At 40.2% G+C, this 26,541-nt stretch carries 28 protein-coding genes and 4 pseudogenes; 26 read left to right on the plus strand and 6 right to left on the minus strand.

The window, feature by feature from the left end; genetic code table 11:
- Positions 1 to 55 precede the first annotated feature (55 nt).
- On the minus strand, positions 56 to 358 hold the full coding sequence (locus P7J36_RS09260) for a helix-turn-helix transcriptional regulator (protein WP_029743928.1): 303 nt from the start codon (positions 356 to 358) through the stop codon (positions 56 to 58).
- A gap of 129 nt (positions 359 to 487) precedes the next feature.
- On the opposite strand from P7J36_RS09260, the gene P7J36_RS09265 reads away from it, so the two are divergent.
- On the plus strand, positions 488 to 2,374 hold the full coding sequence (locus P7J36_RS09265; protein WP_408551947.1) for an ImmA/IrrE family metallo-endopeptidase: 1,887 nt from the start codon (positions 488 to 490) through the stop codon (positions 2,372 to 2,374).
- 396 nt (positions 2,375 to 2,770) lie between these two features.
- Positions 2,771 to 3,340, plus strand: a complete 570-nt coding sequence (locus P7J36_RS09270) for a hypothetical protein (RefSeq protein ID WP_024376920.1) — start codon at positions 2,771 to 2,773, stop codon at positions 3,338 to 3,340.
- A gap of 38 nt (positions 3,341 to 3,378) precedes the next feature.
- Here P7J36_RS09270 and P7J36_RS09275 read toward each other — a convergent pair whose 3' ends face one another.
- From P7J36_RS09275 to P7J36_RS09295, 5 genes are all read right to left on the minus strand, one after another.
- Complete coding sequence (locus P7J36_RS09275) at positions 3,379 to 5,334, minus strand: DNA polymerase (RefSeq protein WP_408551948.1); 1,956 nt, start codon at positions 5,332 to 5,334, stop codon at positions 3,379 to 3,381.
- A gap of 233 nt (positions 5,335 to 5,567) precedes the next feature.
- Positions 5,568 to 6,116, minus strand: a complete 549-nt coding sequence (locus P7J36_RS09280) for a DUF2815 family protein (RefSeq protein WP_099809791.1) — start codon at positions 6,114 to 6,116, stop codon at positions 5,568 to 5,570.
- A gap of 4 nt (positions 6,117 to 6,120) precedes the next feature.
- Positions 6,121 to 7,242: a DUF2800 domain-containing protein gene (locus tag P7J36_RS09285; RefSeq protein WP_408551949.1), complete on the minus strand. Its 1,122-nt coding sequence runs from the start codon at positions 7,240 to 7,242 to the stop codon at positions 6,121 to 6,123.
- Positions 7,235 to 7,558 (minus strand): hypothetical protein, encoded by a 324-nt coding sequence (locus P7J36_RS09290; protein ID WP_208546488.1) that lies wholly within the window; start codon positions 7,556 to 7,558, stop codon positions 7,235 to 7,237. The genes P7J36_RS09285 and P7J36_RS09290 overlap by 8 nt, the downstream gene beginning before the upstream one ends.
- Positions 7,533 to 7,739, minus strand: a complete 207-nt coding sequence (locus P7J36_RS09295) for a hypothetical protein (RefSeq protein WP_142350740.1) — start codon at positions 7,737 to 7,739, stop codon at positions 7,533 to 7,535. The genes P7J36_RS09290 and P7J36_RS09295 overlap by 26 nt, the downstream gene beginning before the upstream one ends.
- 216 nt (positions 7,740 to 7,955) lie before the next feature.
- Between P7J36_RS09295 and P7J36_RS09300 the strand changes: the two genes are divergently transcribed.
- The 24 genes and pseudogenes from P7J36_RS09300 (at position 7,956) to P7J36_RS09415 (ending at position 26,499) form a co-directional block, all read left to right on the plus strand.
- Positions 7,956 to 10,238, plus strand: coding sequence for a phage/plasmid primase, P4 family (locus P7J36_RS09300; protein ID WP_408551950.1), 2,283 nt, complete (start codon positions 7,956 to 7,958; stop codon positions 10,236 to 10,238).
- Positions 10,239 to 10,584: 346 nt separating this feature from the next.
- A complete protein-coding gene (locus tag P7J36_RS09305; protein WP_029185055.1) occupies positions 10,585 to 10,866 on the plus strand; it encodes a VRR-NUC domain-containing protein in 282 nt (93 codons plus the stop codon).
- Positions 10,847 to 12,223, plus strand: coding sequence for an SNF2-related protein (locus tag P7J36_RS09310; protein ID WP_398584836.1), 1,377 nt, complete (start codon positions 10,847 to 10,849; stop codon positions 12,221 to 12,223). Before P7J36_RS09305 ends, P7J36_RS09310 begins: the two co-directional genes overlap by 20 nt.
- Entirely contained in the window at positions 12,216 to 12,719 is a 504-nt protein-coding gene (locus P7J36_RS09315; protein ID WP_011184696.1) for a hypothetical protein, read from the plus strand. The genes P7J36_RS09310 and P7J36_RS09315 overlap by 8 nt, the downstream gene beginning before the upstream one ends.
- 185 nt (positions 12,720 to 12,904) lie before the next feature.
- On the plus strand, positions 12,905 to 13,132 hold the full coding sequence (locus P7J36_RS09320; RefSeq protein WP_032462756.1) for a DUF7678 domain-containing protein: 228 nt from the start codon (positions 12,905 to 12,907) through the stop codon (positions 13,130 to 13,132).
- A gap of 88 nt (positions 13,133 to 13,220) precedes the next feature.
- A complete protein-coding gene (locus tag P7J36_RS09325) occupies positions 13,221 to 13,403 on the plus strand; it encodes a DUF6900 domain-containing protein (RefSeq protein WP_024388637.1) in 183 nt (60 codons plus the stop codon).
- Between the two features lie 47 nt (positions 13,404 to 13,450).
- Positions 13,451 to 14,488, plus strand: a pseudogene (gene metK / locus P7J36_RS09330) (methionine adenosyltransferase).
- Position 14,489: 1 nt separating this feature from the next.
- On the plus strand, positions 14,490 to 14,855 hold the full coding sequence (locus P7J36_RS09335) for an HNH endonuclease (protein ID WP_024376932.1): 366 nt from the start codon (positions 14,490 to 14,492) through the stop codon (positions 14,853 to 14,855).
- A 299-nt stretch (positions 14,856 to 15,154) separates the two neighbouring features.
- Positions 15,155 to 15,616 carry a hypothetical protein gene (locus tag P7J36_RS09340; protein ID WP_044688781.1) on the plus strand — a complete coding sequence of 154 codons (462 nt, stop codon included), beginning with the start codon at positions 15,155 to 15,157 and terminating at the stop codon, positions 15,614 to 15,616.
- Positions 15,588 to 16,466 (plus strand): annotated as a pseudogene (locus P7J36_RS09345) (ParB N-terminal domain-containing protein); the annotation flags it as partial. The gene P7J36_RS09340 and the pseudogene P7J36_RS09345, both read left to right, overlap by 29 nt.
- A gap of 690 nt (positions 16,467 to 17,156) precedes the next feature.
- Positions 17,157 to 17,291, plus strand: a pseudogene (locus P7J36_RS09350) (hypothetical protein); the annotation flags it as partial.
- 27 nt (positions 17,292 to 17,318) lie between these two features.
- Positions 17,319 to 17,699, plus strand: a pseudogene (locus tag P7J36_RS09355) (DNA-methyltransferase); the annotation flags it as partial.
- Positions 17,696 to 18,976 carry a DNA cytosine methyltransferase gene (locus P7J36_RS09360; RefSeq protein WP_408551951.1) on the plus strand — a complete coding sequence of 427 codons (1,281 nt, stop codon included), beginning with the start codon at positions 17,696 to 17,698 and terminating at the stop codon, positions 18,974 to 18,976. The pseudogene P7J36_RS09355 and the gene P7J36_RS09360, both read left to right, overlap by 4 nt.
- Before the next feature lie 72 nt (positions 18,977 to 19,048).
- Positions 19,049 to 19,297 carry an Nmad4 family putative nucleotide modification protein gene (locus P7J36_RS09365; protein WP_395378260.1) on the plus strand — a complete coding sequence of 83 codons (249 nt, stop codon included), beginning with the start codon at positions 19,049 to 19,051 and terminating at the stop codon, positions 19,295 to 19,297.
- A gap of 1 nt (position 19,298) precedes the next feature.
- Entirely contained in the window at positions 19,299 to 19,511 is a 213-nt protein-coding gene (locus P7J36_RS09370) for a DUF4314 domain-containing protein (RefSeq protein WP_408551952.1), read from the plus strand.
- A 283-nt stretch (positions 19,512 to 19,794) separates the two neighbouring features.
- Positions 19,795 to 20,268, plus strand: coding sequence for a phage terminase small subunit P27 family (locus tag P7J36_RS09375; RefSeq protein WP_044679090.1), 474 nt, complete (start codon positions 19,795 to 19,797; stop codon positions 20,266 to 20,268).
- The gene (locus P7J36_RS09380) at positions 20,265 to 21,857 is read left to right on the plus strand and encodes a terminase large subunit (RefSeq protein ID WP_044777374.1); all 1,593 of its coding nucleotides are present in this window, start codon (positions 20,265 to 20,267) and stop codon (positions 21,855 to 21,857) included. Before P7J36_RS09375 ends, P7J36_RS09380 begins: the two co-directional genes overlap by 4 nt.
- 70 nt (positions 21,858 to 21,927) lie before the next feature.
- Positions 21,928 to 22,185, plus strand: a complete 258-nt coding sequence (locus P7J36_RS09385) for a type II toxin-antitoxin system Phd/YefM family antitoxin (protein ID WP_018374772.1) — start codon at positions 21,928 to 21,930, stop codon at positions 22,183 to 22,185.
- Positions 22,182 to 22,553 carry a type II toxin-antitoxin system death-on-curing family toxin gene (locus tag P7J36_RS09390; protein ID WP_024399328.1) on the plus strand — a complete coding sequence of 124 codons (372 nt, stop codon included), beginning with the start codon at positions 22,182 to 22,184 and terminating at the stop codon, positions 22,551 to 22,553. The genes P7J36_RS09385 and P7J36_RS09390 overlap by 4 nt, the downstream gene beginning before the upstream one ends.
- A gap of 140 nt (positions 22,554 to 22,693) precedes the next feature.
- A complete protein-coding gene (locus P7J36_RS09395) occupies positions 22,694 to 23,977 on the plus strand; it encodes a phage portal protein (RefSeq protein WP_408551953.1) in 1,284 nt (427 codons plus the stop codon).
- Positions 23,970 to 24,665, plus strand: a complete 696-nt coding sequence (locus P7J36_RS09400; protein WP_408551954.1) for a head maturation protease, ClpP-related — start codon at positions 23,970 to 23,972, stop codon at positions 24,663 to 24,665. The genes P7J36_RS09395 and P7J36_RS09400 overlap by 8 nt, the downstream gene beginning before the upstream one ends.
- Before the next feature lie 18 nt (positions 24,666 to 24,683).
- A complete protein-coding gene (locus P7J36_RS09405) occupies positions 24,684 to 25,889 on the plus strand; it encodes a phage major capsid protein (protein WP_105243675.1) in 1,206 nt (401 codons plus the stop codon).
- A 2-nt stretch (positions 25,890 to 25,891) separates the two neighbouring features.
- Entirely contained in the window at positions 25,892 to 26,149 is a 258-nt protein-coding gene (locus tag P7J36_RS09410; RefSeq protein WP_041179162.1) for a head-tail connector protein, read from the plus strand.
- A complete protein-coding gene (locus tag P7J36_RS09415) occupies positions 26,149 to 26,499 on the plus strand; it encodes a head-tail adaptor protein (protein ID WP_408551955.1) in 351 nt (116 codons plus the stop codon). Before P7J36_RS09410 ends, P7J36_RS09415 begins: the two co-directional genes overlap by 1 nt.
- The last annotated feature ends 42 nt before the right edge of the window (positions 26,500 to 26,541 follow it).

Consider the following 26,541-nt stretch of genomic DNA (forward strand, 5'->3'; position numbering starts at 1 on the left):
ATTATTGGGAATCCCAGCTTAAATCATAGATACCGTAAGGGATTTTATTCTTTATTTAAAACTTTGCAACAGAACCCTTTTGTTCCATGAGAAGGTTGTGAGTTAGCTCATCGACCTTCTTTTTGTTTGTCTTGTTGAGTTGTTTGTAGAGGGTGAGGTGGGGATGTTCTTCTTGAAGGTTACTTGCTTCTATATGGAGGACTTGAGCCAGTTCTTTGAGGTGTTTCTTATTAGGGACAGTTTTGCCTGTCTCCCAAGCAGACAGTGTGGCTCTTGTGACCCCTAGTTCGTTTGCGATAGCTGTTTGGGATAGATGATTGGTTAATCGATATTCTTTTAACTTACTGGCAGAAAACATTTTCTCACCCCTTTTGTCATTTTATAGATTGACAAAATTATATCATAGTGTATAATATAAAGCAAGAGTAAAGAGTAGGTATGTTTGTAATTCAAATCTCGATAGCACTATGTTTTAGGAGAACAGGATATGGCGTTTAATTCATTCGAAAAATTGCTTCAATCAAACTATTATAACGATATTTTCAAAGCAGTAGATAATTATATTTACCACCACCGTTCCTATATATCGGTCAAGTCACATACTGTTGAAGACCCAAACTTTAAGAAGTTGGATGATTTTGCGATAAAGAAAGTCTTGTCTCGTAAAGTTAGAGACGGAATAATTGTTTCTGAACTTCAGGTCATTGCTTCTCTTGAAATTAAGGGGCAGACGAAGTATGGCTATGAAATAGATAGTGCCAATCTGTGGTTAAGAATGACGGTTGAGTATGAGTTGAATGAAGGAATACATAATTTTACAGTTCTTCAGGTTAATCCCTTTGATCCAAAAGATTATGATAATAGTGAATTAGGTCTTAGTCCAGAATTTGTTCCATACATTAAAGCTAAGGATATGGATGAGATTGCGGAAGGAATTTTGAAGCAATATTACCCTCAAGCACTAGAAGCTCCCATGGCTTTGCCGATTGATGGCTATCTTGCCAATATCGGATTGACTAAGATGGAGGGTAAGTTAACAGAGGATAGTTCCATTTTTGGAGAGATGGTCTTCAAAGATACAGAAGTTCTATTTTATGATGAGGATACTCCAGAATCAAGACTCGTGAAGAAAAAGACTATTTTAGTAGATCCCGAAGTTATCTGCTTGCGTAATCAAGGGAGTTATAATAATACAATAGTCCATGAATCAGTTCACTGGTTGCTCCATCGTCATCATAATGAGTATAAAATGCTATTTGATCAGAATCATAAACGAAGTAGTAGTCTAAGAGATAACACTATCTCTAGTTCATCAGAGTGGAGAGACTATGACTGGATGGAGTGGCAGGCAAATGGAATTGCTGCTAGAATTCTGATGCCTAAGTCCATGACAAGGCAAAAGGTCAATCAACTCTTTACAGACTACTCCTTAAAATATGCTAGTGATGAGAAATTAACCATGTTTGAAAGAATCATAGATGACCTCGCAGAATTCTTTCAGGTCTCTCGCCTAGCGGCTAAAATTCGGTTACAACAATTGGGCTATCATGAATTTGAAGGCATTTATAATTTCGTTGGAGATGAATATCTACGAAGCTATGGTTGTGAACTTAAAGCTATGACTGAAAACAAAAGCTTCACTATTGCCTTTCCCAACGCTTGTCTGTTGAGTTGGAAGAATGAACAGTTTAGGAAGTTGATGGATTCAGGTCGATATGTTTATGTGGATAACCATTTTTGCTTGAATGATCCTCAATATGTGAACATGGTGGAGTACGGTATTTACGAAATGACAGACTATGCATACAAACATATGGATGAGTGTTGCCTATTGTTTGATATTTTCTATAAGACAGATAAAAATAAGTCTATATCGATCACTATCTTTAATGAGTATGTGATGTATCGTGGAAAATCGACGGTTGAAATAGAGGTGGATTTCTCTGAGTTCACCAATATTGTTAATGGTTCAATAATTCTAGATAGTGGACGAATATTTGAAGAGGTAGTCAGAATCAATGATGAGATGCCGAGTGGCTTTTGTGCCATGCTTATCTACCATCGTACACGCAAAAACATCACTCAAGAAGATCTTGCTGAGGCATCAGGTGTTAGTTTATCTACTATTCAGCGTTTTGAAACTCAAAGAGATGCGAGTAGGAAACTGGAAAAGATGATGGGGATTACTCTTGGAATGAAGCTATATCCTGACTTTAGCTTAAAGTTGATTGAAAAGAGTGGTACAACATTTAGAGATGAGATGCCGACTCATTGTGCTTATAAGATGTTGCTGAGATATTACTATCATTTGGGAGCTTATGAATGCAACCAGAAGTTGATAGAGATGAAGATTCCTGAATTTTGGGAAAAATAATTTTAACGACACCCTTCAAATTTTGAGGGGTGTTTTTTTGTTTGTTATGCGTGTATTTGAGAGTGGAGGTCATCAAGTTAAGTATGTGAAAGGAAGTTTCAAAAACACTGATTTTAACGATTTTATTGAATGAGGGAAGCTGTTCTACCCCTCATTTTTTGCTGTGTACCATTTCGTTCAATGGTACTATACTAGACTTATCAAGAACACCTTCTGTCAATACGGAGTCATGACGATGACCATAATTTCAGATGTAGAGATGGTGGGAAACTATTTCAGCTTGTGAAATTGGCTGACCGATAACATAGAGGAAAGTAACTATGCGGTCAAGAATATTTTTTGCATGCCTTGATTTGTCATGTGTGCTTTCGGTATTAACTGGAAAGCCAATCAATCATGACAATCAATGTCAACTTTTTCAACTACTGCCAAGCTCAATCTTCATCAACTGGAGTACATCCAACTGAAAGTGAAGTACTAGCACCTATGTTTGTACAGGATTACTACATGACTTCACATCATTCAGGTTTGCTACGTGGCACGTTTCGTCAATGTCGTATCATGGGTATTTCAATACTAACTGCCTTTGTTCCAGTCGCAGAAGAGGACTATGAACAGATGGTCTGGTGGTATAACAACTCAGTTAATGATTATCTCAAAGATTTTCGTAAGCCGAGTAAAAATGCCCCTAAAGTTTCATCCTGGGAAGCATTCACAGAGAAACAAGATTTACCAGTTATTGATGATGGGATTGAGCTTTATCTATTCATGGATCAATTTGAGTTTTTGAAATCAAAACTTGCAGAATCAAACTTTCAAGCACCAGAAATTTTGGAAATGCTATTTGATGGTTATGAGAATAAGGAAATCTTTGAAAAACTAGGAGTTCAGAAATCTGCAGGCTATAAAAAAGTCAATAATACTAAGAAAGAAGGGTTTGAGCTTTACAAAGAATTAAATAAATAACAGAATCGCCATCTCAATTGTGAGGTGGCGATTTTTTGCTAATCTTTCTGATAGAATATGCATTCGTATCCATCGGCACGAAGGTTAATATCAGACATCCAGTCTGGTGCAATCCCCATTAATAATGCAATCTCATCAAGTTTTTGTTCCATTGGGCATTCGATTATTACTTCATCATGTACATGTCCTACAATTTTAAACTCTTTCAGTTGTTTCAAAGAGTAAGCAAGAATGTCACGGCTGATAGCTTGTACAATGTTCTCCACAAATTTTGGACCATAACTTTCTAACCTCTCCCAACGTTTAGCAGTTCCAGTTCCCTCATAAGTGACGGACTCTCCACCGAACTGGTTCTCTCCAATTCTTGGTTTAATATATGCTAATTTACGACCAGATGGGAGTGTAATGAATAGAATGCCACTTCTTACTTCAAATTGAATACCGTGAGTAGATGTTGGAATTTGTTCCTTTACAGCAGTCTTTACAGCATTATCGACATCCCACCATAAGAGAACGATATTGGGATTTGCTTGTCGCCAAGAGTTCACTAGTGGTTGGAGTTCTTCCTCCGATAGTCCCATATCAATTGCTCCCATGGCTTTGAGTGCACCGACTGAACCACCATATCCGCAAGCAAGTTCCGCAATTTTTCCTTTTTGTCTCAATTCAGAATTTTGTCCGTGTTTTTCAACTGGTACTCCAAACATCTGAGAAGCGGACATACAGTAGATGTCTTTTCCTAGTTCAAATACCTTACTACGCCATCTCTCCCCTGCCAAGTGGGACAGGACACGAGCTTCGATTGCTGAAAAGTCGCAAACAATGAATTTCTTTCCTTCACTTGGAACGAAAGCCGTACGGATAAGTTGCGATAAGGTATCCTGAGTATCGTAGAGTAGCTCAGTAGCTTCTAAGTCACCGGTTTTGAAAAGTTCTCTAGCTTCCTCTAAGTTAGGAAGATGGTTCTGTGGTAAGTTCTGAAGTTGCACCAAGCGACCAGCCCATCGACCTGTACGGTTTGCTCCGTAAAATTGAAACATTCCTCTTGCTCGACCGTCTTTACACACACAGTTCATCATGGCCTGGTATTTAGACACACTTGATTTGGCAGCTTGCTGACGAAGTTTGAGGACTTTTGCCGTTTTATCATCGACTGTTTTGAGGAGTTCTTTCACAGCTTTCTTATCCAGTGAATCGGTGGTCACTCCGTGTTCTCGTAACCAACCGATCATCTGAAGAACAGAGTTGGGATTTTCAAGGCCAGTTAATGCTTTTAACTCGTCTTGAATTTTGGCTTTGCTCTCTGCATCAATTTTGATTGCTGCTTTGACAAAGTCAACATCTATGCCAATACCACGGTCATTGATAATCTGATCCTGGAGGTACTCATCCCAAACAAAATCAGGTACTGGGAAGTTTTTCAGTCGTTCCTTGATGGCCAATTCGACCTCAACATCACGTCTGTTGTAATCGATAAAGGTAGACCACTTGTCAGGCGCGTGATGTGGAAAGTTGCGAATTCGTCCCCCATTGACTTTGGTTGGCTTACAGGGAAGACAGAAGTAGCGGATTAAATCTCCACCTTCCTTTAACTTTTGGTCTTTGAGTTTGAGAACTGTTCCAACTCCTTTAAGGGAGAGGGGAAGTCCTAGATAGGCTGACCAAATCATGCTACATCGCCATGAAACTGGGGAGAGAAATCCATCTGACAACAAATCAGGATGATGTTTCTTGAGCCAGTTTGATAGACAAATTCGTTCAAATGAAGCGTTGAAAGCCCATTTGATGACTCTATCGTCTACTAAAGTTTCAAGAATGTCTTGTGGTAATTTCTCTTTAGTTAAGTCGTAAACAGTCACTGGTCCATTATTGACAGATACCGCAAACAGAAGGAGTTCAAAACTGTCATCTTCCGCATAGCGATAGACACCAGATTTTCGTAAGTCAATTTCACAATAAGTTTCGATGTCTATACTGATCTCTTTAATTGGCATAGTTTGTCCTTTCTGAAAAAGGTGACAGAAGACTGCCACCTTGAGTTCTATTTGTTTTTTCGACTGAGTGGTGTTTGACTAAGTTTTTCTTTCTTTCGTTTAGCCCTTCGTTCCATTTCATTTCGAATGTCATTTCTAATGGTCATATATCCAAAGTATAGTGCTATTACCACCCAAATTCCCATTAAAGTACAAGTTAAAATAGTATACATCATCAATCTAATTCTCCATTTCTAGCTCAAAAAGTCATCATCATCTTCTGTCGCAAAATCATCTTCAGCACTAGTGCGTCCACCGAGGGGCTCGCCATCACGCAATTTTTGCAAGTTGTTTAAACCGCAAGCAATCCCTTTATTACCATTTGAATTGAAAGCATAGAAGGTAATAGAAGCACGTCCGTAGATACCAGAGTACAATTCTGAACTATCAATGATTTCTTGACGATTGCCATCAACCACCCCAGGTTTGTGTGGAGAGTTGGCATTCACAAAGTAAGCATTTTTGTATGCTTCATCATCAGGGCGTTCAAGGTCACCGTCACGTAGGGGAGTTTTCAGAGTAGATAGAGCAGGTACAGATTTACCGTTACCTTTGAGTTTTGACTCACCTTCTTTATAGGCTTGTTCAATGGCTACTTTAATCTTGTTAATGGTGACTGTATCATCTTTTGGGATGATGAGAGAGGCACTGTACTTAGGAGTGCTACCATTGATAGATTTTGGCTCATTGGCATTTAAGTAGCTGAAGCGAGTGTTTGGTCCTGTAATTACTTTAGTTGTCATATTGTTATTCCTCTTTAAATTCATTTTTTGCTAGGTTCATCTCTTGACGGCTATCGTCAATTGGAACGAGTGTTGGTTTACCACTTGGTTTTATTACGAGACCACCAAGTAGGTCGTTAAAAGTTTTCTTGCCAAGTAACTTAGTCATGGCAGTGATAGTGAGCAGTTTCTTCTCATAAGGGTCATAGCCTGCTTCAATCACTGCTTGGCTAACGGCTGACTCATCTGAGAATTTTCGAACAGAGCGACCTTCAACCAGTTTGTATCCTGGGATAGGATGTCCATCTTTTGCTTGATTTAATGCATAAGCTTTGATGTCGTTTGCCCATGAAATTAACAAATCTAGTTTAGGCAAAATCTCTGCAATGTCCTCGTTATCAAGGGTATCTGGATTCGCAAACTCCATCTTGGCTAGTGCCAAATTATCCTCAGCACGTTTGCGACAGATATTCTTGAGTTTACAGAATTGGCAGTGTTTACCAGACTGCATCTCCCCCTTACCTTTGAAAGCAAGTTCAGCTTTTGGAACGAGTACGTTTTCAGCCCATTCAAGCAAGTCAGCTTTTTCCATCTCAAAGGTAGAAATGTTATGTTTTCGTGGTTGAAAGATGGTCATGGTGACTTTATCAAAATCATAAAGTCCATCAAACATTTCAATGCTACCCAAGGCATAACACATCATTTGCGGGTTGTAGTTTGCATCTACTAGAACACCAAGTCCGTGCTTATAATCAATAACCTGAAGAAGTCCGTCTGCCACAATAAGGCAATCTCCAGTTCCAAACCCTTCAGGTACCCACTTAGAAAAGTCCAGTCGTTGTTCGACAAGAACTGTAGGGTCACGTGAGTAGCCTCTGGCTTTCTCGACTTGTTCCATGACATAATTGCAGTATTCTTCTGCGCAATCCTGCATTTCATGATTGTAAAATGCTAATTCCTCAGTTGGATCACGCGCATTCCTACCCAAAGCTTTCTCGACTAGATAAGCACACAACTCGTGAGCATCAGTACCTTCAAGAGCAAACTCAGATGTTGTTCCTGGTAGTTCCTCTGTAAGGCGAACAGATGGTGGGCAGTTCAACCAACGATGTGATGCAGATGCGGATAGAATGGCGTGGTTAGTCATTACCAATCCCTCCAGCTTCTTCAAGGACTGCCGCAAAGTGTTTAGGGTCAAGTGCTGATAGAGAAGAAGCACCGTAAGCATTTAGAAGAGCACGAACCTCATTCTTAAATCCGTCTTTAGCTTTGGTCGCAAGGACTGCACGGACCTCTTCCAATTGAATTTCCCTTTGTGACTCAGATTTAGTATGATTCGGTTTCGGCACAGATTCTTCCCCAGAAGTGAGGAGTCTCTTGAACTCATCCACCAATCGAAGATAGTATTTTGCAGTTTCTTCCATATCATGAATTAGTCTATTCAGTTCTTTCATTTTGCTCATTACTTTCTTCCTCCATAATTTTTTTAGCGAGTAGTTTTGAGATGACGCTGATAGCTATGAGAGTATCAGCTACGTCTTCATCAGGTTTGATGTATGGTTCGTTTACCATATTTGGTCCTCCTATCTTACTAAGTAAGGTTTTTATTAAATTTTCCACTTTGCAAGAGATTTTTTTAGACATACCTCTTACACATTACTAAGTAGAACCAAGTGATGTTTTTCCGTTAGATTTGAAAAAATTTTTGAATATCAAAAAAGTTTCCTGTGCAATTTAATAGGAAACTTCTATTTTTTTGAATGTTTTTTTCTGAAAGAGCGGAAAAATTTGTCAGATTCTTACTTAGTAAGTTAAGAAGATATATTTCTAAAATTACTGCAAAAATATGGAGGGTGCATAATGCAATTTAACTTATCTCATTCAGGACAGAATGGGGTTCAGACAACCACGGTCTATCCCAATCAAGTTACTATTACTGATGAAATATCGCTACAAACTGTTGCGCAATTTGACCATGTGGCAGGGCTGTTTTTAAACAATACACGCTCAAATACCAATTTCATCCAGTCGGACGTTTTGGTCATGGATATTGATAATGACCATTCTGAAAATCCAGATGAATGGATGACGGTCGAGCGATTAAAAGAAATCTTTGCGGATTACAACTTTGCTTTGGTAACTAGTAGAAGTCATTTGCAGGCAAAGGCAGGAAAAGCTCCAAGACCAAAATATCATATTTACTTCCAAATCAATGAGGTAACTGATAAAGATGTCTACGTAGCTATGAAGGAAGAACTTTGTAATCAATACAAGTTTTTTGATGATAATGCCAAGGATGCGGCACGTTTCTTCTTTGGAAATCCAAATGCACAGGTTATATGGCATGATTCATGGCTAACTATTGATGAAGATTTGTTTCAAGCTGTGTCTATTGATGACGAGGAAGATTTCGATGCAGACTTCTATACTCCTTCCAGTGGACCAATCCAGCAAGGAAGTCGTAATTCAACGATGTCAGTATTTGCTGCGAGAATTCTCAAACGGTTAGGCGTGACCCAAGAAGCTAGGGATGGTTATGATGAGCAGGCACAGAAATGTGTACCGCCACTTGATAAAACAGAGTTAGATACCATCTGGGGAAGTGCAGTCCGATTTTACAATCGAACCATTAAGCAGTCACAAGATTATGTATCACCTGAGGCCTATAACCGAGAAGCCATGCGACCTGATGACTATACCGATATTGGTGAAGCAGGACTGTTAGCTCGTGAATATGGAGACCGAATTGCTTTTACTCGTGAGACTGACTATCTTGCTTTCAATGGGAAACACTGGGTGGAGGATGAGCAATTGGCCATGCGACAGGTTCATGTTTTCTTGGATGAGCAACTAGCAGTAGCAGATGCCAACCTAGAGGATAAGACAAAACGGCTCATCCAAACAGGTATTTCAGAGGAACTGATTTTTAAGGGGGTTAAAGCCATTGAAAAAGCCCTTGATGGACCAAGTCAATTATCAGCCTTTAAGGAGTACAAGAAAGCATTTGACTTCCATAAATTTGTCATGAAATATCGTGATTATCGCCATCTCTCAGCTATCGTTAAAACCGCTAAACACATGGTTCGGATGAGTGTGTCTGAGTTTGATAACAATGAAATGTTGCTCAATACTCCTAAAGCCACCATTAACTTATCCCAGGGCTTAGCTGGTGTAAAAGATCATGATTCAACTGACTATATCACGAAGATGGCAACAGCTTCGCCAAGCGATAAGGGAAAAGGCTTGTGGCTAGAGACTCTAGCAACTTTCTTTTGTGGTAATCAAGAACTAATCGACTACGTTCAGATGGTGGTGGGTATGGCTGCTATCGGTAAGGTTTACCAAGAGCACCTTATTATCGCTTACGGCAGTGGGGCAAACGGCAAGTCTACCTTTTGGAATACCATTGCACGAGTGCTGGGCAACTACTCAGGCAAATTATCGGCAGATGCTCTAACCATGAGTGTCCGACGAAATGTTAGCCCTGAAATGGCAGAGTTAAAAGGAAAACGTCTTATTATTGCATCTGAGATGAGTGAGGGAATGCGGTTGAACACTTCAATGGTTAAACAACTTTGTTCGACAGATGAAATCTTAGCTGAGAAGAAGTACAAGGCACCATTTCATTTTGTGCCATCACACACGCTAGTTCTTTACACCAACCATCTACCAAAAGTAGGTGCGAACGATGATGGGATTTGGAGACGTCTGATTGTCATTCCTTTTAATGCCAAAATCACAGGTCGGTCAGATATCAAAAACTTTGCGGACTACCTGTACGAGGAAGCATCCGAGGCAATTATGTCATGGATTATTGAAGGTGCAGAGAAAGCAATCAATGCCAATTTCAAGTTAACTCTGCCAAAGGTTGTTGCTCAATCTGTGTCTGCCTATCGAGAAGCTAATGATTGGATGGGTCAGTTTCTTGGTGATTGTTGTGAAATCGGCGACCAATTAACTGAGAAATCAGGAGAACTTTACTCAGCTTATCGAGCTTATTGTGCTGGTATCAATGAGTACACGCGCAGCACAACGGATTTTTACACAGCTCTTGCGAATGCTGGTTTCACCAAAAAAAGAACAAACAAAGGTGTTATAGTGAAAGGTTTACAGTTGAAATTAGATGATGATTTCCTTGATTAACAGTGTAAATCAGTGCAAGTTGCCTCTAGCAATAGGAGGTGTTAGTGCATGTCGTGATAGTTAAGTCACAGAGTGATTATCAGAGTAGCTGAAAGTTGATGTTTTTAGTGAAGAGAAAAGTTTATACAAAACTGTCACGACTTTCACTGGAGTTAAAAAGTGCATGTCGAGAATGTCACATACAAAAGTTGCCATAGGAAGATTTAAAGTGCAGGTTTAGTAGGTCTTTTCTATAACTTAGATATAAGAAAAAATAAAAAAGATAAAAGAGATATAGGAAAGTAATGTAACTGACTATCGTGAGATACACTTTTTCCTTGGCGATGTTTTGACGAGAGGATTTATTATGCGAGAAAAAATTGTAGAACAGAAGTTAGTGAGTGAAGTGAAAAAGCGTGGAGGGATTTGTCCTAAATGGGTATCTCCATCTTTTTCTGGTGTACCAGACAGGCTAGTGTTTTTACCCAAGGGCAAGTTTGGCTTGGTGGAAGTGAAGTCTCCTGACCAAAAGCCAAGGGAGTTACAAGTGTCAAGGCATAAACTGTTCGCACGGTTAGGTTTCAAGGTTTATGTGATTGACCGCATTGAGATGATTGGAGAAGTGCTAGATGAAATTGACATTACATAACTATCAGGTAGTCGCCAAGGACTTCATCATAGGTCACCCTTATGCGGCAGTCATCCTAGACATGGGGATGGGGAAGACGGCAACAACCTTGTCTGCAGTGAATGAATTGATGTTTGACCGATTTGAAGTCACAAAGGTTTTGGTTATTGCCCCACTGCGCGTCGCAAATACTGTCTGGAGTGATGAGATTGAGCAATGGGCTGAGTTGCGTCACTTACGGTATTCGAAAATTGTCGGTACTCCCAGGCAACGAAAGGAAGCTCTTCAGAAAGATGCGGATATCTATATCGTCAATCGTGAAAACCTACCTTGGTTGGTGGAACAATGCAGTCCGTATTTCAAGTGGGATATGGTAGTAATTGATGAATTGAGTTCTTTCAAGTCATGGCAATCCAAGCGTTTCAAAGCCTTCATGGCTATGCGACCTTACATGAAACGTATCGTTGGGTTGACTGGAACACCGAGTTCTAATGGACTGATGGACTTGTTCGCAGAGTTCAAGGTCATTGATGGTGGGGAACGTCTTGGTCGATTCATTGGTGAGTTTCGTAGTCGCTACTTTGAAGAAGGTCGTCGCAATGGCAATATTGTCTATGAATACATCCCCATGGACTACGCTGAGTGTCAAATTCAAGACAAGATTAGTGATATTACCATTTCCATGAAAGCCTTAGACTATCTGGATATGCCCGAATTAATTTCAACCAAGAAACTGGTTCGTATGACAGAAAAGGAAAAAGAAAAATACATTCAGTTTAAGAAAGAGTATGTATTGTCAGAGTTTGATGGATTAGAAGTAACTGCTGCCAATGCTGCAAGTCTTACGAACAAGTTAGTTCAGTTGTCCAATGGAGCCGTATATTCTGATGATCATACGGTTGTGCCACTTCATGAACAGAAACTAGATGCCCTTGAAGATATCCTTGAATCCGCGAATGGAGAACCTGTCTTAGTTGCCTATTGGTTCAAACATGACTTGGCTCGGATTATGGGTCGATTAGTTAAACTCAAGGTAACGAGTCGGGTGTTAAAAACAGAAGAAGATATTCGTGAATGGAATAAGGGTAATGTACCAGTTGGCTTACTTCATCCAGCAGGAGCTGGTCATGGGTTGAACCTCCAAAAAGGTGGTCACCACTTGGTCTGGTTTGGTTTAACGTGGTCATTGGAATTATACCAACAAACGAATGCACGGCTTTGGCGTCAAGGCCAGGAGGCTGAGACTGTTGTTATTCAACACATTGTGACTGAAGGAACGATTGATGAGGAAATTCTCAAGGCACTAGAAAACAAAGATGCACAACAAGAACGGCTGATTGAAGCTGTTAAAGCACAAGTAGGAGGGGCAGATGGATAAGGTGGAATATATAGCTAAAAACTATCGTGACATGAAAATGAAGTTACATTTAGTTCAGGAGAAATTGCTCAACTATCGACCTATCTCAGAGAATAGTGTGATTCAGTCACTGGTATTTGAGAAGTCAGAGCATGAAAAGGTCAAGAAAAGTAAAAACCATGGTCGTAGTGAGCTGATTTCTCTTAGTTTTAGAGAAAAACAAGAACAAGAAAATCAAGAGTACCTCAGTAGTTTGCTTAATACCTACTACTGCTTAAAAATGGATCTTTACTACTTTGAGTTCGTTATGGAGCTAATACCTGAGGATTTGAAGCCATTATCCAAGGATTTAATTTACTTAGGCAAGAGTTGGACTGAACTAGAAGAGATTTATGAAATCAGTCATTCAACACTTGCTTATCGTAGGCGTAAGATTCTAAAACAATTACGCAAGTGTTATCGTTGGACTTCAAAAAGTCTTGAACTTAAGGTGGAAGATTATCACATCCCTATCTAGTGATGGTTGAGTGCACTAAATTGGTACTAAATTAGCACTAAATTTGTACTGGTTTAGTACTGATTTTCAACCTAGACATGTGATATACTTAAGATGTCAAAAAAGATAAAAATCTCCCTCAAATGACTGGATATTCTTTGGCTGATAGGGTAATATAAACCTAGAAAAACCAAAGGAGAATAACCATGTGGACTGACGGACGGATTGATTATCAGGGACAAAAAGTGGATTACATTGCCAAGGTTAGTCCCCAACCTTCAGAAGTTGGAATTGACCTTGGATGTATTTTCAAATTAGATATTGAAGTAGCTGAAGAAACAATCGTTTCTTACGACAGAGGATGGGAACTCTATCCTGAAACAGAAGAACGTGAAGCCATTCTTGAGGCGGTTTTGATGGTTTTAACTGTTTAAAATATCTTTAAATTTATGCAGAAATGACTGGATATATCTCCTTTTTAGAGTTAATATGTACACAACAAAAGAAGAGGAGAACAATACCATGACAAAGCGTCAACAAGAAAAACTCAATGCCCTTTTAACAGAAATTGCAAAAGAAGAACTTTTTGTAGAAACCTTGGAAAAACGTTGGAGCGACAATCTTGACTTCTACGATGTTTCGGTATGGGGTATCAAAAGAGCATTGGAGAGAGCCTACGAAGCAGGCCAAAAATCAGTAAAATAAAGTAAAGCCTAGCCTCATAAAGGTTGGGCTTTTTGCGTGGAGGAATTATGATTATTTCTAGTGAACAAGTTTCAGTTGGACACCCAGATAAAATCTGTGATCAGATTTCAGATGCCATTTTGACGGAGTGTCTAAAGTATGACAAATCAAGTCGAGTGGCAGTTGAGACTTTAATCAAGGATAACCAAGTTGTGGTAGCTGGTGAAATTTCAACTAGACATTACTTTAATCTCGAGAACATTGTTCGTCAGGTTGTCGAGCCACTTGGTATGAAAAATGTTCGGGTAACTAACCTACTTGGACTCCAAAGCTCAGATATTGCACAAGGAGTAGATAATGGAGGTGCTGGTGATCAAGGAATGATGTTTGGTTATGCGACAGACGAAACACCTGAGTACCTGCCACTTCCTTATGTTCTAGCAACCCGAGTCCTTGAGAAACTGATGTCGCTTGGTCACCCCTTACTTGGAAAGGATGCGAAAGCACAGGTATCCTACGACTATGAGAAGAAACGGATTGATACCTTTTTAGTTTCCATCCAACATACTGAAATAGCCAACCTTGCCAAAGTGAAACGAATTGTGACTGAAGCTATGATGTCAGTAGCACTTCGTTACCGTTAGAATCTAGATTTCAAAGTTCTAGTCAATCCGACCGGACGTTTTGTTCTTGGTGGTTCGTTTGCGGATGCAGGAGTTACTGGTCGAAAAATTGTGGCCGATACCTATGGTGGTTTTGCACATCATGGTGGCGGTGCTTTCTCTGGAAAAGACCCAAGCAAGGTTGACCGCTCAGCAGCATACATGGCACGAAAGATTGCCAAGGATATTGTTCGTGAAGGGTATGCAAAACGATGTGAAGTACAACTAGCCTACGCCATTGGAGTTGCAGAACCTGTGTCAGTGTATGTAGAAACCTTTGGAACGAGTCGCTACACCACACAACAACTGGAAGGAATGATTTGTGAGCGGTACGATTTAACACCACAAGGTATCATTAAAGAACTTAATCTCTTGAATGTAGACTACACCAAAACAACTTGCTTCGGGCATTTCACGAAAGCCTATCTTCCTTGGGAGAAGTAATATGCCAAGAAGACCAAGTACACCTTGTAAACAAAATGGTTGTCCTAACTTAGTACCTTATGGTCACAAGTATTGTGACAACCATAAAGCAAACCACCAATTGGATGCCAAGTCAACCAAAGCCAAAGGATACAATGGCCAGTGGACCAAAGCACGACTTCGTTACTTAAAAGTTCATCCACTCTGTGTTCAATGCAAATCCAAAGGTCGACTGACCAAGGCAACTGTTGTTGACCATATCACACCCCACCGAGGTGACCAAGAACTCTTTTGGAATCAATCTAACTGGCAAGCACTTTGTAAGTCTTGTCATGATAGAAAGACCAAGACGACTGACCGATATGTGGAGTATACATATCGATTTTAGTCTTGGAGTTTCGTTACAAAAGTATCTCATTTTTCACCCGTTGGGGGAGGGGGGATGAAATCTCTAAACCCTTGGGAGACTAAGACCGACGCCCCCTCAAACGTGCAATTTCGCAAAATTCGCAAGCGGGTACATTAAAATCGCTTCATTTTGACGTTCCTTCCCACCGTTATCACGTTTCTAATGTGGGGATGTAGCGTTCCCTAGTATGTCATTTTGGTAATAAAAATAGTGAAAAAGGCTAGAAACAATGGTGAAAATAGTTGTTTTTAGTCCTTTTTTGCTGGAAAGGAAAACAAATGGACGAAAGTCAACGCAAACAAATCTGGAAAATGCGAGCAGAAGGTCTTGGCTATGGCTTAATCGGTAAGGCTACAGGACTGTCTAGAGATTCCGTTAAGAAATACTGTAAACGAAATCCAGCATTGCTTGGTCATGGTGCTGCGACAAAGCAGATGGCAAAAGCCGACCAGAATGATGGACTTCGCTGCCAACAGTGTTATCAGCTACTATCAATCCAAAAAACTGGAAGACCAAAGAAGTTCTGTTCGGATAAGTGTCGTAAGGTTTGGTGGACCACTCATTCTGACGAACACGATAAATCAAAAACCGCATATGAAGATTTGACTTGCCAACAATGTGGTAGGTTATTTTTATCTTATGCCAATCCAAATAGAAAATATTGTAGCCATTCGTGTTACATTCAATCACGATTTTATAAAGGAGAAACCAATGACAAGTCAACCAACAATGGAAATTAGAGAGATTCGATTATCTGAACTACACCCAGCCTCTTACAATCCTCGAAAAAAACTCAAAAAGGGTGACAAGGAGTATGAAAAGATTAAGCAAAGCCTACTCAAGTTTGGCTACGTTGACCCCATCATCGTCAATAAAGATTTGACGGTTATTGGTGGCCATCAACGATTAACTGTATTGAAGGACTTAGACTATGAAACTGCCAAATGTGTCATTGTCGATTTATCCAAGGAAGATGAAAAGGCCTTAAACATTGCCCTTAATAAAATCACCGGTCAATGGGATGACCAACTTTTGGCGGACTTGCTTTTGGATTTACAGGAGTCAGATTTCAATCTCGACCTGACTGGTTTTGAACCACCAGAAATTGACGATATCCTATCAAATGTCCATGATAAAGACCTATCAGATGATGACTTTGATGTTGAAGAGGAATTGAAGAAACCGACCTTTTCAAAACGAGGTGACATTTGGCAACTTGGTAAGCATCGAGTGATTTGTGGCGATTCAACTAAAGCTGAAACGTATGACCAACTGTTAGGTGATAAAAAGGCAAACTTGGTTGTGACTGACCCTCCCTATAATGTTAATGTAGAAGAAACAGCTGGAAAGATTCTCAATGACAATATGCCTGATAGTGACTTTTACCAGTTTCTCTTTGATATGTTCACTCAAGTAGAAAAACATATGGAGTCTGATGGTTCAATCTATGTATTCCATGCAGATACGGAAGGACTGAACTTCCGAAAGGCATTTAAAGATGCAGGTTTCTATCTCAGTGGGTGTTGTATTTGGAAGAAGAACTCATTAGTTCTTGGGCGTAGTCCCTACCAGTGGCAACATGAACCATGTCAGCCGGCAGGTACGATTGTTCAAACTATAAATGGTCCCGTTCCAATAGAAGACTTAAAGGATGGTGATAGGGTCATTAGTTACAATTCCTATTCAGGAACAATTCTGGGGATGCGTAATGGTGGCTATGAGATAAAAACAGCTTCTCGATATTATAATGGCACCTTATACGGTATAAAAATTGGAAATAAATTAACGTGGGCTACGGATAACCACCAGTTTTCGGTTCGTTTTAATGAATCAACGAAAAACAATTATTGTACCTATCTTATGCGTAAAGGAGACCGTTGGCGTGTAGGGATTACTGAACTCTATAACTCGAGGGGCTTTGGTTTGAAAACGAGACTTCGTGGTGAGAAAGGTGAAGAGGCTTGGGTCATTGATGTATTTGATGATAAAGTAACAGCCCAGTGCCACGAACAGTTATTAGCCCTCAAGTACGGTATTCCTTATACTCATTGGGAAATGGATAGAGGACTTCCAAAGAAAGAAACTCAACGCACAACTCATCATGTCGATATGATTTATGATAACTTGGATAGCCAAATTCAATTAGATAACGCTAGACGTTTGCTTGTTGACTATGGTCGAAATATCAAATACCCACTCATTCACAAAGGAAATGGACATGAGGCATTTAGTAAACGAGTAACTGCTCGCATCAATGCTTGTAATCTGATACCTCAAATTATGCAAGTTCCAATTCCAAAAACTTATGAAAAGGAAACGAAAGAAAATTTTTACTGGGGCATAATTGATGAGGTTCTTACAAAAGGATTCAGTGGACCTGTTTATTCTCTTGCTGTTGAAAAATATGAACATTATATTGCAGATGGAATTGTTACTCATAACTGTCTTTATGGCTGGAAACAAAAGGGAAAACATCAATGGTTCAGTGACCGTAAACAAACAACCATTTGGGAATATGACCGTCCAAAATCTAGTAAAGACCACCCAACGATGAAACCAATTCCGCTCATGGCCTATCCTATTCAAAATTCATCGATGCGAGGAACGCTTGTCCTAGATCCATTTCTTGGTTCTGGTTCGACCCTAATGGCCGCAGACCAAACTGGAAGGGTTTGTTACGGCATTGAGTTGGATGAGAAGTTTGTGGATGTCATTGTCAAACGTTATATAGAGTCAACAGGAAACGACAACGTGACGGTATTGCGTGATGGACAGACTTTGACCTTTGATGAAGCCTATTCAATGATGGAGGAGACGGTATGAGCCTAACCTTTCTTGATTTCTTTGCAGGAGTGGGTGGTTTTCGTCGTGGTTTGGAATTAGCTGGTTTCAAATGTATCGGTTACTGTGAAAAGGATAAGTTTGCAAGAAAATCTTACGAAGCAATGTACGACACGAAAGGAGAATGGTTTCATGACGACATCACAAGCATTGACCCAACACAACTTCCAAAAGCAGATTTATGGACTGCGGGAAGCCCTTGTCAAAATGTGTCTATCGCAGGAAAGCGAGCAGGCCTATACGGTGAACGAAGTGGACTCTTTTTTACATTTGTTGACATCATCCAAAGCCAAGAGGAAGAAGATAAACCCGAGTGGATACTCCTTGAAAATGTTAAGGGACTTTTATCAAGTGGCGGGGGACGAGATTATCTCGACTATCTCTCTATCTTGGATGAAGCAGGGTACGACCTCGAGTGGCAAGTGTTCAATTCAAAAGACTACGGAGTTCCCCAAAATCGAGAACGCATCTACACTCTCGGACATCTTAGAAGCAGAGGTCAACGAAAAGTACTACCTATCAGCGGAGAAAGCGGTAGCCATCTTAAGCAACTTGTAGGTGGCATGCAAAGCTATCGTGTCTACGACCCTAGTGGAATTGCCACAACCCTTGTTGGTGAGGGTGGAGGACTGGGTGCTAAGACAGGTCTTTATCTTATTGACCAATCTTTGACAGAACCAAAGTTGACAGATGAGGCACGTTGTATCACCGCACGATATACTGCTGGAGCTACAAAACGGACTGCGATGAATTCTGGAGTACTCGAAATTCAACCTATTCTGACACCCAATCGAATCAACAAACGTCAAAATGGACGTAGGCTCAAGGAACAGGATGAGCCAATGTTCACATTGACCTCTCAAGACCGCCATGGTGTTCTTGAAGGAATCAAGGTCAGAAATGGTACGAAGCAAGGTTATCAAGTTGCAGAGGTTGGAGATTCGGTGGATTTATCTTATCCCAACTCTCCAACTAGACGAGCAAGAGTTGGGAAAGGAATCGCCCATAACCTATCATGCGGTGGTCAAATGGGTGCTGTGGTTTGGAATGATCGAGTTGTAAAAATCAGACGATTAACCCCTCGAGAATGTTTTCGACTACAAGGATTTTCGGATGATTTGTTCGAGAAAGCCCAAGCAGTAAACTCCGATGCCCAACTGTATAAACAAGCTGGAAATGGTGTAACGGTAACAGTTGTCTATGCCATTGGTTGTGCCATTCTAGCAAGCGAAGAATTATCGAAAATATCTTCAAAATAATCGAGAAATGACTGGATATATATCTCCTTTAGAGGTAATATGTACACAACAAAAGAAGAGGAGAACAAATCCATGACAACAACACTTGAAAAACTTTACGAAATCTACCCAGCAACCGCAAGTATCATTCCTTACAAAGATTGGGTCATCGTTGCATCTAATGGGTATAAAGGAACAGAAGTTGAGATTTACGAAACGGCTGATAGTCTTGAAGAGTTTGAAAACTTCGAACGCAGATTTGACCGCATTTACCAAGAAGCAAGAACATTCGAAGACTTTGGGCATGCAGTTAAATGGGCATTTGAAAAGATTGGAGAATAACATGGACGCAAAAATGTTCAATAACCTAAAGACAACCTATCCGGTTGGGACTAAGGTTAGATTAGTTAGAATGGATGACCCACATCCAGTTCCTAAAGGCACACTTGGAACTGTGATTGGAGTGGATGACATTGGTTCACTCTTAGTTAAGTGGGAAAACGGCAGTTGCCTAAATGTTTTGTATGGAATTGATATCGTAGAAAAGGTAGTGTGAGATGTGGGAAATTATGACTCGAACGGTTGGAGACAGACATTACGTTTGTGAGTTTCTCCGTGAAGACACAACAGATCCAAGGAATATAGACGGGGCATGGATTAGAATACTGACAATAAAACGTGATGGTGAATATATCTACAAATATAGATATGGGAATGAAATAGATAACATGGACGACATTGATAGAACAGTTTGTCAGGCTGTTCTTGATAACTTTAATGAACTTTAAGAAGGAACTCGAATTGAGTTCTTTTTTTCTTACTCTAAAGGAGGTGAGATTGTGGCAATCAGGGGGCGAAAACCAAAGCCTACGAATATGAAAATACTTGAGGGAAATCCTGGTAAGCGACCACTCCCTTCGAATGAAGTCAAACCCAAACAAAAAGCCCCACGTTGCCCACAGTGGCTTGAAGATGATGCAAAGAAGGAGTGGAAACGGATGGGAAAAATTCTCGAACAGATGGGAATTTTAACCGAAATGGACATGACTGCATTTGCAGGATATTGTCAAGCTTACGCTCGCTGGAAAGAGGCGGAAGAGTTCCTTTCCAAGCATGGATCCATTATCAAAACTCCGAATGGCTATCTCCAACAAGTCCCTCAAGTCTCTATCAGCCAGACTAACCTCAAAATCATGCTTAAGTTCTGTGAACAGTTTGGTTTGACACCTTCGGCACGAAACCGATTAGCTACGATGGATTCAGAAGTTGGTACTGGTGATGAAATGGAAGATTTGTTAGGAGGAATTTTATGAGTTATCATTATGAACCAAGTCCATTCATGCTTCCCTCCTCACACTATGATAAGGCAAAGGCTGATAGGGCAGTAACATTTATCAATAACCTCTCTCATACCAAAGGCAAGTGGGCAGGAAAGCGATTTGATTTGTTGCCGTGGCAGGAACAGATTGTTCGTGATCTATTTGGGATTGTGAAAGAAGATGGTAACCGTCAGTTCTTAACTGCCTATATTGAAATTCCAAAGAAGAATGGTAAGTCTGAGCTAGCAGCGGCTATCGCTCTTTATCTACTATATGCGGATAATGAAGCCAGTGCAGAAGTTTATGGTGCGGCTTGTGACCGAAACCAAGCGTCAATCGTATTTGATGTGGCCAAACAGATGGTACAGATGAGTAGACCGCTTGAGAAACGCTCAAAGATTATGGGGGCGACAAAGAGGATAGTGAATTATTCCAATGCGGGATTTTACCAAGTTCTTTCTGCAGAGACTGGAACAAAGCATGGACTAAACGTATCTGGCTTGGTCTTTGATGAAATCCATGCTCAGCCTAATCGTCATTTGTATGATGTATTAACCAAGGGGTCAGGAGACGCAAGGGAACAACCCCTCTTTTTTATTATCACAACAGCTGGAACGGATAGGAACTCCATCTGTTATGAATTGCATACCAAAGCATTGGATATTCTGAATGGTAGAAAGAAGGACACGTCATTCTATCCGGTGGTTTATGGATTATCCGATGAAGATGATTGGAATGACGAAGCAAACTGGAGAAGAGCCAACCCTTCACTAGGGCATACTATTGGGATTGACCGTGTTAGAGAAGCCTACCAACAGGCACTTGACAATCCTGCTGAAGAAAATGTCTTTAAACAGCTACGTCTAAATATGTGGACAAGTTCAAGTGTTGCTTGGATTCCTGAACATGTCTATGCCAAGGGAAATCATCCTATCCAATATGATAGCCTCAAGGGTCGTAGTTGCTATGCAGGGCTAGACCTGTCTAGTACGTCCGATATAGCAGCTTTTGTCTTGGTATTTCCTCCTAGATTTGAAGAGGAAAATTATATCGTATTGCCATACTTTTGGCTACCTGAGGATACACTGGAACTGAGATGTCGACGTGACCATGTTCTATATGATGTTTGGGAGCGTCAGGGCTACATCAAAACTACAGAGGGTAATGTTGTTCACTATGGTTTTATCGAAAAGTTTATTGAAGACTTATCGGAAATCTATCATATCAAGGAGATAGCCTATGACCGTTGGAATGCGACACAGATGGTTCAGAATCTAGAAGGGATGGGTTTGACCATGGTGCCTTTCGGTCAAGGTTATAAAGATATGAGTCCACCGTCAAAGGAACTTTATAAACTTATGATGGAAGGCAAGATTCAACATGGTGGCCATCCTGTTCTGAAATGGATGGGACAAAACGTGGTTATGAGGCAAGATCCCGCTGGCAATATCAAGCCTGATAAGGAAAAGTCAGTCGAGAAGATTGACGGTATTGTAGCACTCATTATGGGACTGGACCGTTGTATTCGCCATCAAATCGACGAGGGAAGTGTGTATGATGAACGTGGTATTTTAAGCTTTTAGGATGAAAATAACCTAAATAGGTTGAATATATCCTAAAAAGTGGTAGAATAGAGAAAAGGAGGATATTACCATGCAAATCAATATTGAAAACTTAGTCTCTATTTCTGAAGCAAATCAAAACTTTTCTAAGGTAGCTCGTATGGTCGATACGAATGGTACTGCAGTAATATTGAAAAATAATACGCCAAAGTATGTATTAGTGGACTATCAGAGTCTAATTAAAGAGGAACAGGCAACCCCTACGGTTGTTGAACAATCAACTTTGGATGAAGTTGCGACTTCAGTTTTATCACGCCATCTTGATGCATTTAAGGAATTGGCAAAATGAAAGTATTAACTGTTGAACAGGTTATTGAATTACACACTAGGTTAATTCAAGCTACTGGGGGTTTAGATGGTGTTAGGGATGTTGGTTTAATAGAATCTTCACTATCTTCAGCTTTTAGTACTTATTTTGGTGTTGAGAAGTATCCAAGTATTGAAGAAAAGGCTGCTAGACTTTGTTATTCGCTAGTTAATAATCATGCCTTCCTTGATGGGAACAAGCGAATTGGAGTTTTTGTCATGATTATTTTCCTAGAATTAAATGGTATCGTGTTAAATCAGACTGATGATGAGATAGTGAAGCTAGGACTTGGAGTAGCTTCATCAGAATTAGATTATGATGCAATTTTAGAATACATTCGGAATCATTAAAACTTTTCTTATTGAGGATATAACTTCAAGAAAGTGATTGAACTTGGTATCTTCTTGAAGAAGGAGAGATGAAAACCATCTAAGAATAAACGAAAAGCACTTCAATTGAGGTGCTTTTTTCGTACTCAAATGGAGGAACTATGGGACTACTAGATTTATTGGGACGTAAGCGTGCTAGGGATAAACCACGGAATACTTATGAAGGCCAGGACTTTTCATATCTGTTTGGACGAACTAGCAGTGGGGAGAATGTGGATGAGTTTAAAGCTATGCAGACAACTGCTGTTTATGCTTGTGTCCGTATCTTGGCTGAAGCAGTAGCTTCACTACCCATTCATGTTTACGAGAGAACGGCAACTGGAAAGGAGAAAAAGGTGGAACATCCCCTTTATTTTCTCTTGCATGATGAACCTAACCCTGAGATGTCATCCTTTGTTTTTAGAGAAACATTGATGACACATTTACTGATATGGGGCAATGCCTATGTCCAGATTATCCGAGATAGGAGTGGACAGGTTATCAGTCTCTACCCACTTTTGCCAGATAAAATGTCTGTACATCGGGACGAGAGTGGAAAGCTCTATTACAAATACAAGCGTCAGTCAGAAGAAAATCCAAACTTTAAGGAAAAGGGAGATGCTATTTTGAAAGCAGAAGATGTTCTTCATGTTCCTGGTCTAGGTTTTGACGGCTTGATAGGTTATTCTCCAATTGCCCTTGCAAAAAATGCTATCGGTATGACATTGGCTACGGAAAACTATGGGGCATCATTCTTTAAAAATGGTGCAAATCCAGGTGGCGTTTTGGAACACCCAGGTATTCTCAAAGATCCCAAACGAGTGAGAGATTCATGGAATGCAGTCTATAATGGGGTAACCAATGCCCACAAAGTGGCAGTCCTTGAGGAAGGGATGAAATACACTCAAGTAGGCATACCACCTGAAGAAGCTCAGTTTCTTCAGACAAGAAAATTCCAAATCAATGAAATTGCAAGACTCTACCGAATTCCACCTCATATGGTTGGCGACTTGGAGAAATCCTCATTTTCAAACATTGAGCAACAATCTCTAGAATTTGTTAAATATACCTTAGACCCTTGGGTAGTTCGTCTCGAACAGGCTTTCAAGAGGTCTCTTTTTTTACCTGAAGAAAAGAAAAACCACTTTGTGAAGTTTAATGTGGATGGTCTTCTTCGTGGCGATTATCAGAGTCGAATGAATGGGTATGCGATTGGGAGACAAAATGGCTGGCTATCGACAAATGATATTCGTGAACTTGAGGATTTAAACCTCCTTTCAGATGAGGAAGGAGGTAATCTCTACTTGATAAATGGAAACATGACGAAACTGAAGGATGCAGGTGGCTTTATGAAACAAGTATCGTCAGAACAAGAAACTCAATCTGAGGAGGATATGGATGCATAAGTTTTGGAATTTTACAGAAGATGATAGTGGTCGAACTCTGAGAATAGAGGGGCAGATTGCTGATGAGACGTGGTTTGGCGATGAAGTCACGCCACAGGTATTTAAAAATGATTTACATGCAGGAAACGGAGACATCACCCTCTGGATTAATAGTCCAGGGGGTGATGTTTTTGCGGCTGCTCAAATCTACAACATGTTAATGGATTACAAAGGTGATGTCCATGTAGTGATTGATGGATTAGCCGCAAGTGCTGCTAGTGTCATTGCCATGGCAGGTACAACGGTCTCTATGAGTCCAGTTGCCATGATGATGATTCACAACCCTTGGACTGTGGCACAAGGTGAAGCCAAGGACATGCAGAAGGTCATTGAAATGTTGGGAGAGATTAAGGAATCCATCATCAATGCCTATGAATTAAGAACTGGACTTTCAAGAACCAAGCTATCACACCTCATGGACTCAGAGTCTTGGTTCAATGCCAAAAAGGCTGTTGAGCTCGGCTTTGCGGACAAGATTCTCTTTGACAAACAAGATGATCAGGGAATGGATACTGAGAGTTATTCTTTCAGTCGAAATACTGCCCAACAAGATTTACTTGTAAAAATGCAGGCGAAACTTGAAGTCCAACAACCAAAGAAAACAATCCCAATCAATCAGTTGGAAAAACGATTGAATTTGCTCAAATAACGAAAGGAATATGAACTCATGTCTAAATTACTTGAATTGAAAGAAAAACGTAACCAAGCTTGGCAACAAGCAAAAACCTTCCTTGATTCTGTTCGCTCAGAGGACGGACTGGTATCAGAGGAAGATTCCAAACGCTATGATGACATGGAAGCAAAAATCAACCTCTACAATCAAGAAATTGCTCGATTGGAGCGTCAAGAAAAGATTGACCTTGAACTTTCTCAACCAGCATCACAGGCTCTAATTGGTCAGCCCACTACAGTTTTGAATGACAAGACTACTGAAGAGGAAAAGAAAGGTGTGGCTTCAGATAGCTATGCCAAGACATTTTGGACAAGTGTCCGTAAGCGTCACTTCTTTGATGTTAAAGACGTCCTTCGAGTAGGGGAAGATACCGAAGGCGGTCATCTTGTTCCAGATGAGTATGAGAAGAAACTAGTTCAAGGATTACAAGAAGAGAATTTCTTCCGTAGCCTTGCGACTGTTATCAAAACATCTAGTGGTGAGCGAAAGATTCCTGTTGTGACTGGACATGGATCAGCCTCATGGATGGATGAAAATGGTTTATATCCAGAAACAGAAGAAACCTTTGGTCAGGTGACACTCGACTCTCATAAGATTGGTACTGCCATTCGTATTTCAGAAGAGTTGCTTAACGATTCAGTCTTTGACCTTGAGTCCTATATGACAGCTGAATTTGCGCGTCGTATTGGAACGGAAGAAGAAAAGGCATTCTTGATTGGTGATGGTTCTAAGAAACCGACAGGTATCTTTACTCAGGCAGAAGTTACAGGTCCAACGACTGCTACAAAGGATATTACCTTTGACGACATGATTGAATTGTATCATTCTCTACCTGCACCCTATCGTAAGAACGCAGTTTGGATTTTACATGATACGACTGTCAAAGCTATCCGTAAACTCAAGGACAACAACGGTAATTACATTTGGCAGCCATCCACTCAAGCTGGACAACCAGATTTGATTTTGAATCGTCCATATTATACATCGACCTTTGCCCCACTACCTGAAGCAGGAAACAAAGCCATTGCTTTTGGCGATTTTTCTTATTATTGGATTGCGGATCGTCAGGGTCGTACCTTCAAACGTCTGAATGAACTCTATGCCAATAATGGGCAGATTGGTTTTCTTGCTTCACAACGTGTGGATGGTAAGTTAGTCCTACCTGAAGCCGTTAAGACTTTAACTGTGAAGGCTAAGTAATGATGGTCAGTTTAGTAGAAGCAAAACAGTATCTCAAAGTGGAACACGATGATGAGGATGGACTGATTGAGCAATTGCTTGAAACCAGTCAACAACTCTGTGAAGATATTTTGCGACAATCAATTTATTCAGAAGTTCTAAAGACGGCAATCCTATACGGGGTTGCCTATCTTTATGAACACAGAGAAGATGCAAATCATAGAGAGTTAAAAGAAACACTTTATCACTTATTGTTGGCAGAACGAAAGGATGTGTTCTGATGAAGATTGCACCTTTGAGGGAACGCTTGTCGTTTCATGTTCGACAGATTGTTCAAGATGATATTGGAAATGAAACTTCGACATGGATACCTTTATTTGAACGGTGGTGCTCTTGTCGTCCTCTCACCTTGACCGAAAGGGATGGGAGTGTGACGAAACTGGAACAAGAGAAAGTCCAGTTCACCCTCAGGTATGATAAGGCAATTCTTGGACTTCATTCCTTAACGACTCACATTCAATTTCGTGGTCAAACCTATGAGATTGAGTCGATTGATGGAGATACAGTGCCAAGGCAACTGATTTACATCGTTGCCATTAAGTCTAGTGGTAAAAAGTCAATAGAAAGTTGAGAAAAATCTAGTTGTTTTTTTAGAAAACAGGGTACACTAAAA

The sequence above is a fragment of the Streptococcus suis genome (genome assembly GCF_046032115.1).
Taxonomy (GTDB): domain Bacteria; phylum Bacillota; class Bacilli; order Lactobacillales; family Streptococcaceae; genus Streptococcus; species Streptococcus suis_AJ.

Excerpts from the sequence above, each read along its gene's own strand:
- P7J36_RS09295 (WP_142350740.1), bottom strand. The coding sequence starts at position 7,739 with ATGTCTAAAAAAATCTCTTGCAAAGTGGAAAATTTAATAAAAACCTTA.
- P7J36_RS09280 (WP_099809791.1), bottom strand. The coding sequence starts at position 6,116 with ATGACAACTAAAGTAATTACAGGACCAAACACTCGCTTCAGCTACTTA.
- P7J36_RS09270 (WP_024376920.1), top strand. The coding sequence starts at position 2,771 with ATGACAATCAATGTCAACTTTTTCAACTACTGCCAAGCTCAATCTTCA.
- P7J36_RS09290 (WP_208546488.1), bottom strand. The coding sequence starts at position 7,558 with ATGAGCAAAATGAAAGAACTGAATAGACTAATTCATGATATGGAAGAA.
- P7J36_RS09275 (WP_408551948.1), bottom strand. The coding sequence starts at position 5,334 with ATGCCAATTAAAGAGATCAGTATAGACATCGAAACTTATTGTGAAATT.
- P7J36_RS09390 (WP_024399328.1), top strand. The coding sequence starts at position 22,182 with ATGAAAGTATTAACTGTTGAACAGGTTATTGAATTACACACTAGGTTA.
- P7J36_RS09300 (WP_408551950.1), top strand. The coding sequence starts at position 7,956 with ATGCAATTTAACTTATCTCATTCAGGACAGAATGGGGTTCAGACAACC.
- P7J36_RS09325 (WP_024388637.1), top strand. The coding sequence starts at position 13,221 with ATGACAAAGCGTCAACAAGAAAAACTCAATGCCCTTTTAACAGAAATT.
- P7J36_RS09380 (WP_044777374.1), top strand. The coding sequence starts at position 20,265 with ATGAGTTATCATTATGAACCAAGTCCATTCATGCTTCCCTCCTCACAC.
- P7J36_RS09340 (WP_044688781.1), top strand. The coding sequence starts at position 15,155 with ATGGACGAAAGTCAACGCAAACAAATCTGGAAAATGCGAGCAGAAGGT.
- P7J36_RS09310 (WP_398584836.1), top strand. The coding sequence starts at position 10,847 with ATGAAATTGACATTACATAACTATCAGGTAGTCGCCAAGGACTTCATC.
- P7J36_RS09315 (WP_011184696.1), top strand. The coding sequence starts at position 12,216 with ATGGATAAGGTGGAATATATAGCTAAAAACTATCGTGACATGAAAATG.
- P7J36_RS09320 (WP_032462756.1), top strand. The coding sequence starts at position 12,905 with ATGTGGACTGACGGACGGATTGATTATCAGGGACAAAAAGTGGATTAC.
- P7J36_RS09400 (WP_408551954.1), top strand. The coding sequence starts at position 23,970 with ATGCATAAGTTTTGGAATTTTACAGAAGATGATAGTGGTCGAACTCTG.
- P7J36_RS09395 (WP_408551953.1), top strand. The coding sequence starts at position 22,694 with ATGGGACTACTAGATTTATTGGGACGTAAGCGTGCTAGGGATAAACCA.
- P7J36_RS09370 (WP_408551952.1), top strand. The coding sequence starts at position 19,299 with ATGGACGCAAAAATGTTCAATAACCTAAAGACAACCTATCCGGTTGGG.
- P7J36_RS09265 (WP_408551947.1), top strand. The coding sequence starts at position 488 with ATGGCGTTTAATTCATTCGAAAAATTGCTTCAATCAAACTATTATAAC.
- P7J36_RS09285 (WP_408551949.1), bottom strand. The coding sequence starts at position 7,242 with ATGACTAACCACGCCATTCTATCCGCATCTGCATCACATCGTTGGTTG.
- P7J36_RS09385 (WP_018374772.1), top strand. The coding sequence starts at position 21,928 with ATGCAAATCAATATTGAAAACTTAGTCTCTATTTCTGAAGCAAATCAA.
- P7J36_RS09260 (WP_029743928.1), bottom strand. The coding sequence starts at position 358 with ATGTTTTCTGCCAGTAAGTTAAAAGAATATCGATTAACCAATCATCTA.
- P7J36_RS09335 (WP_024376932.1), top strand. The coding sequence starts at position 14,490 with ATGCCAAGAAGACCAAGTACACCTTGTAAACAAAATGGTTGTCCTAAC.
- P7J36_RS09410 (WP_041179162.1), top strand. The coding sequence starts at position 25,892 with ATGGTCAGTTTAGTAGAAGCAAAACAGTATCTCAAAGTGGAACACGAT.
- P7J36_RS09415 (WP_408551955.1), top strand. The coding sequence starts at position 26,149 with ATGAAGATTGCACCTTTGAGGGAACGCTTGTCGTTTCATGTTCGACAG.
- P7J36_RS09305 (WP_029185055.1), top strand. The coding sequence starts at position 10,585 with ATGCGAGAAAAAATTGTAGAACAGAAGTTAGTGAGTGAAGTGAAAAAG.
- P7J36_RS09365 (WP_395378260.1), top strand. The coding sequence starts at position 19,049 with ATGACAACAACACTTGAAAAACTTTACGAAATCTACCCAGCAACCGCA.
- P7J36_RS09360 (WP_408551951.1), top strand. The coding sequence starts at position 17,696 with ATGAGCCTAACCTTTCTTGATTTCTTTGCAGGAGTGGGTGGTTTTCGT.
- P7J36_RS09405 (WP_105243675.1), top strand. The coding sequence starts at position 24,684 with ATGTCTAAATTACTTGAATTGAAAGAAAAACGTAACCAAGCTTGGCAA.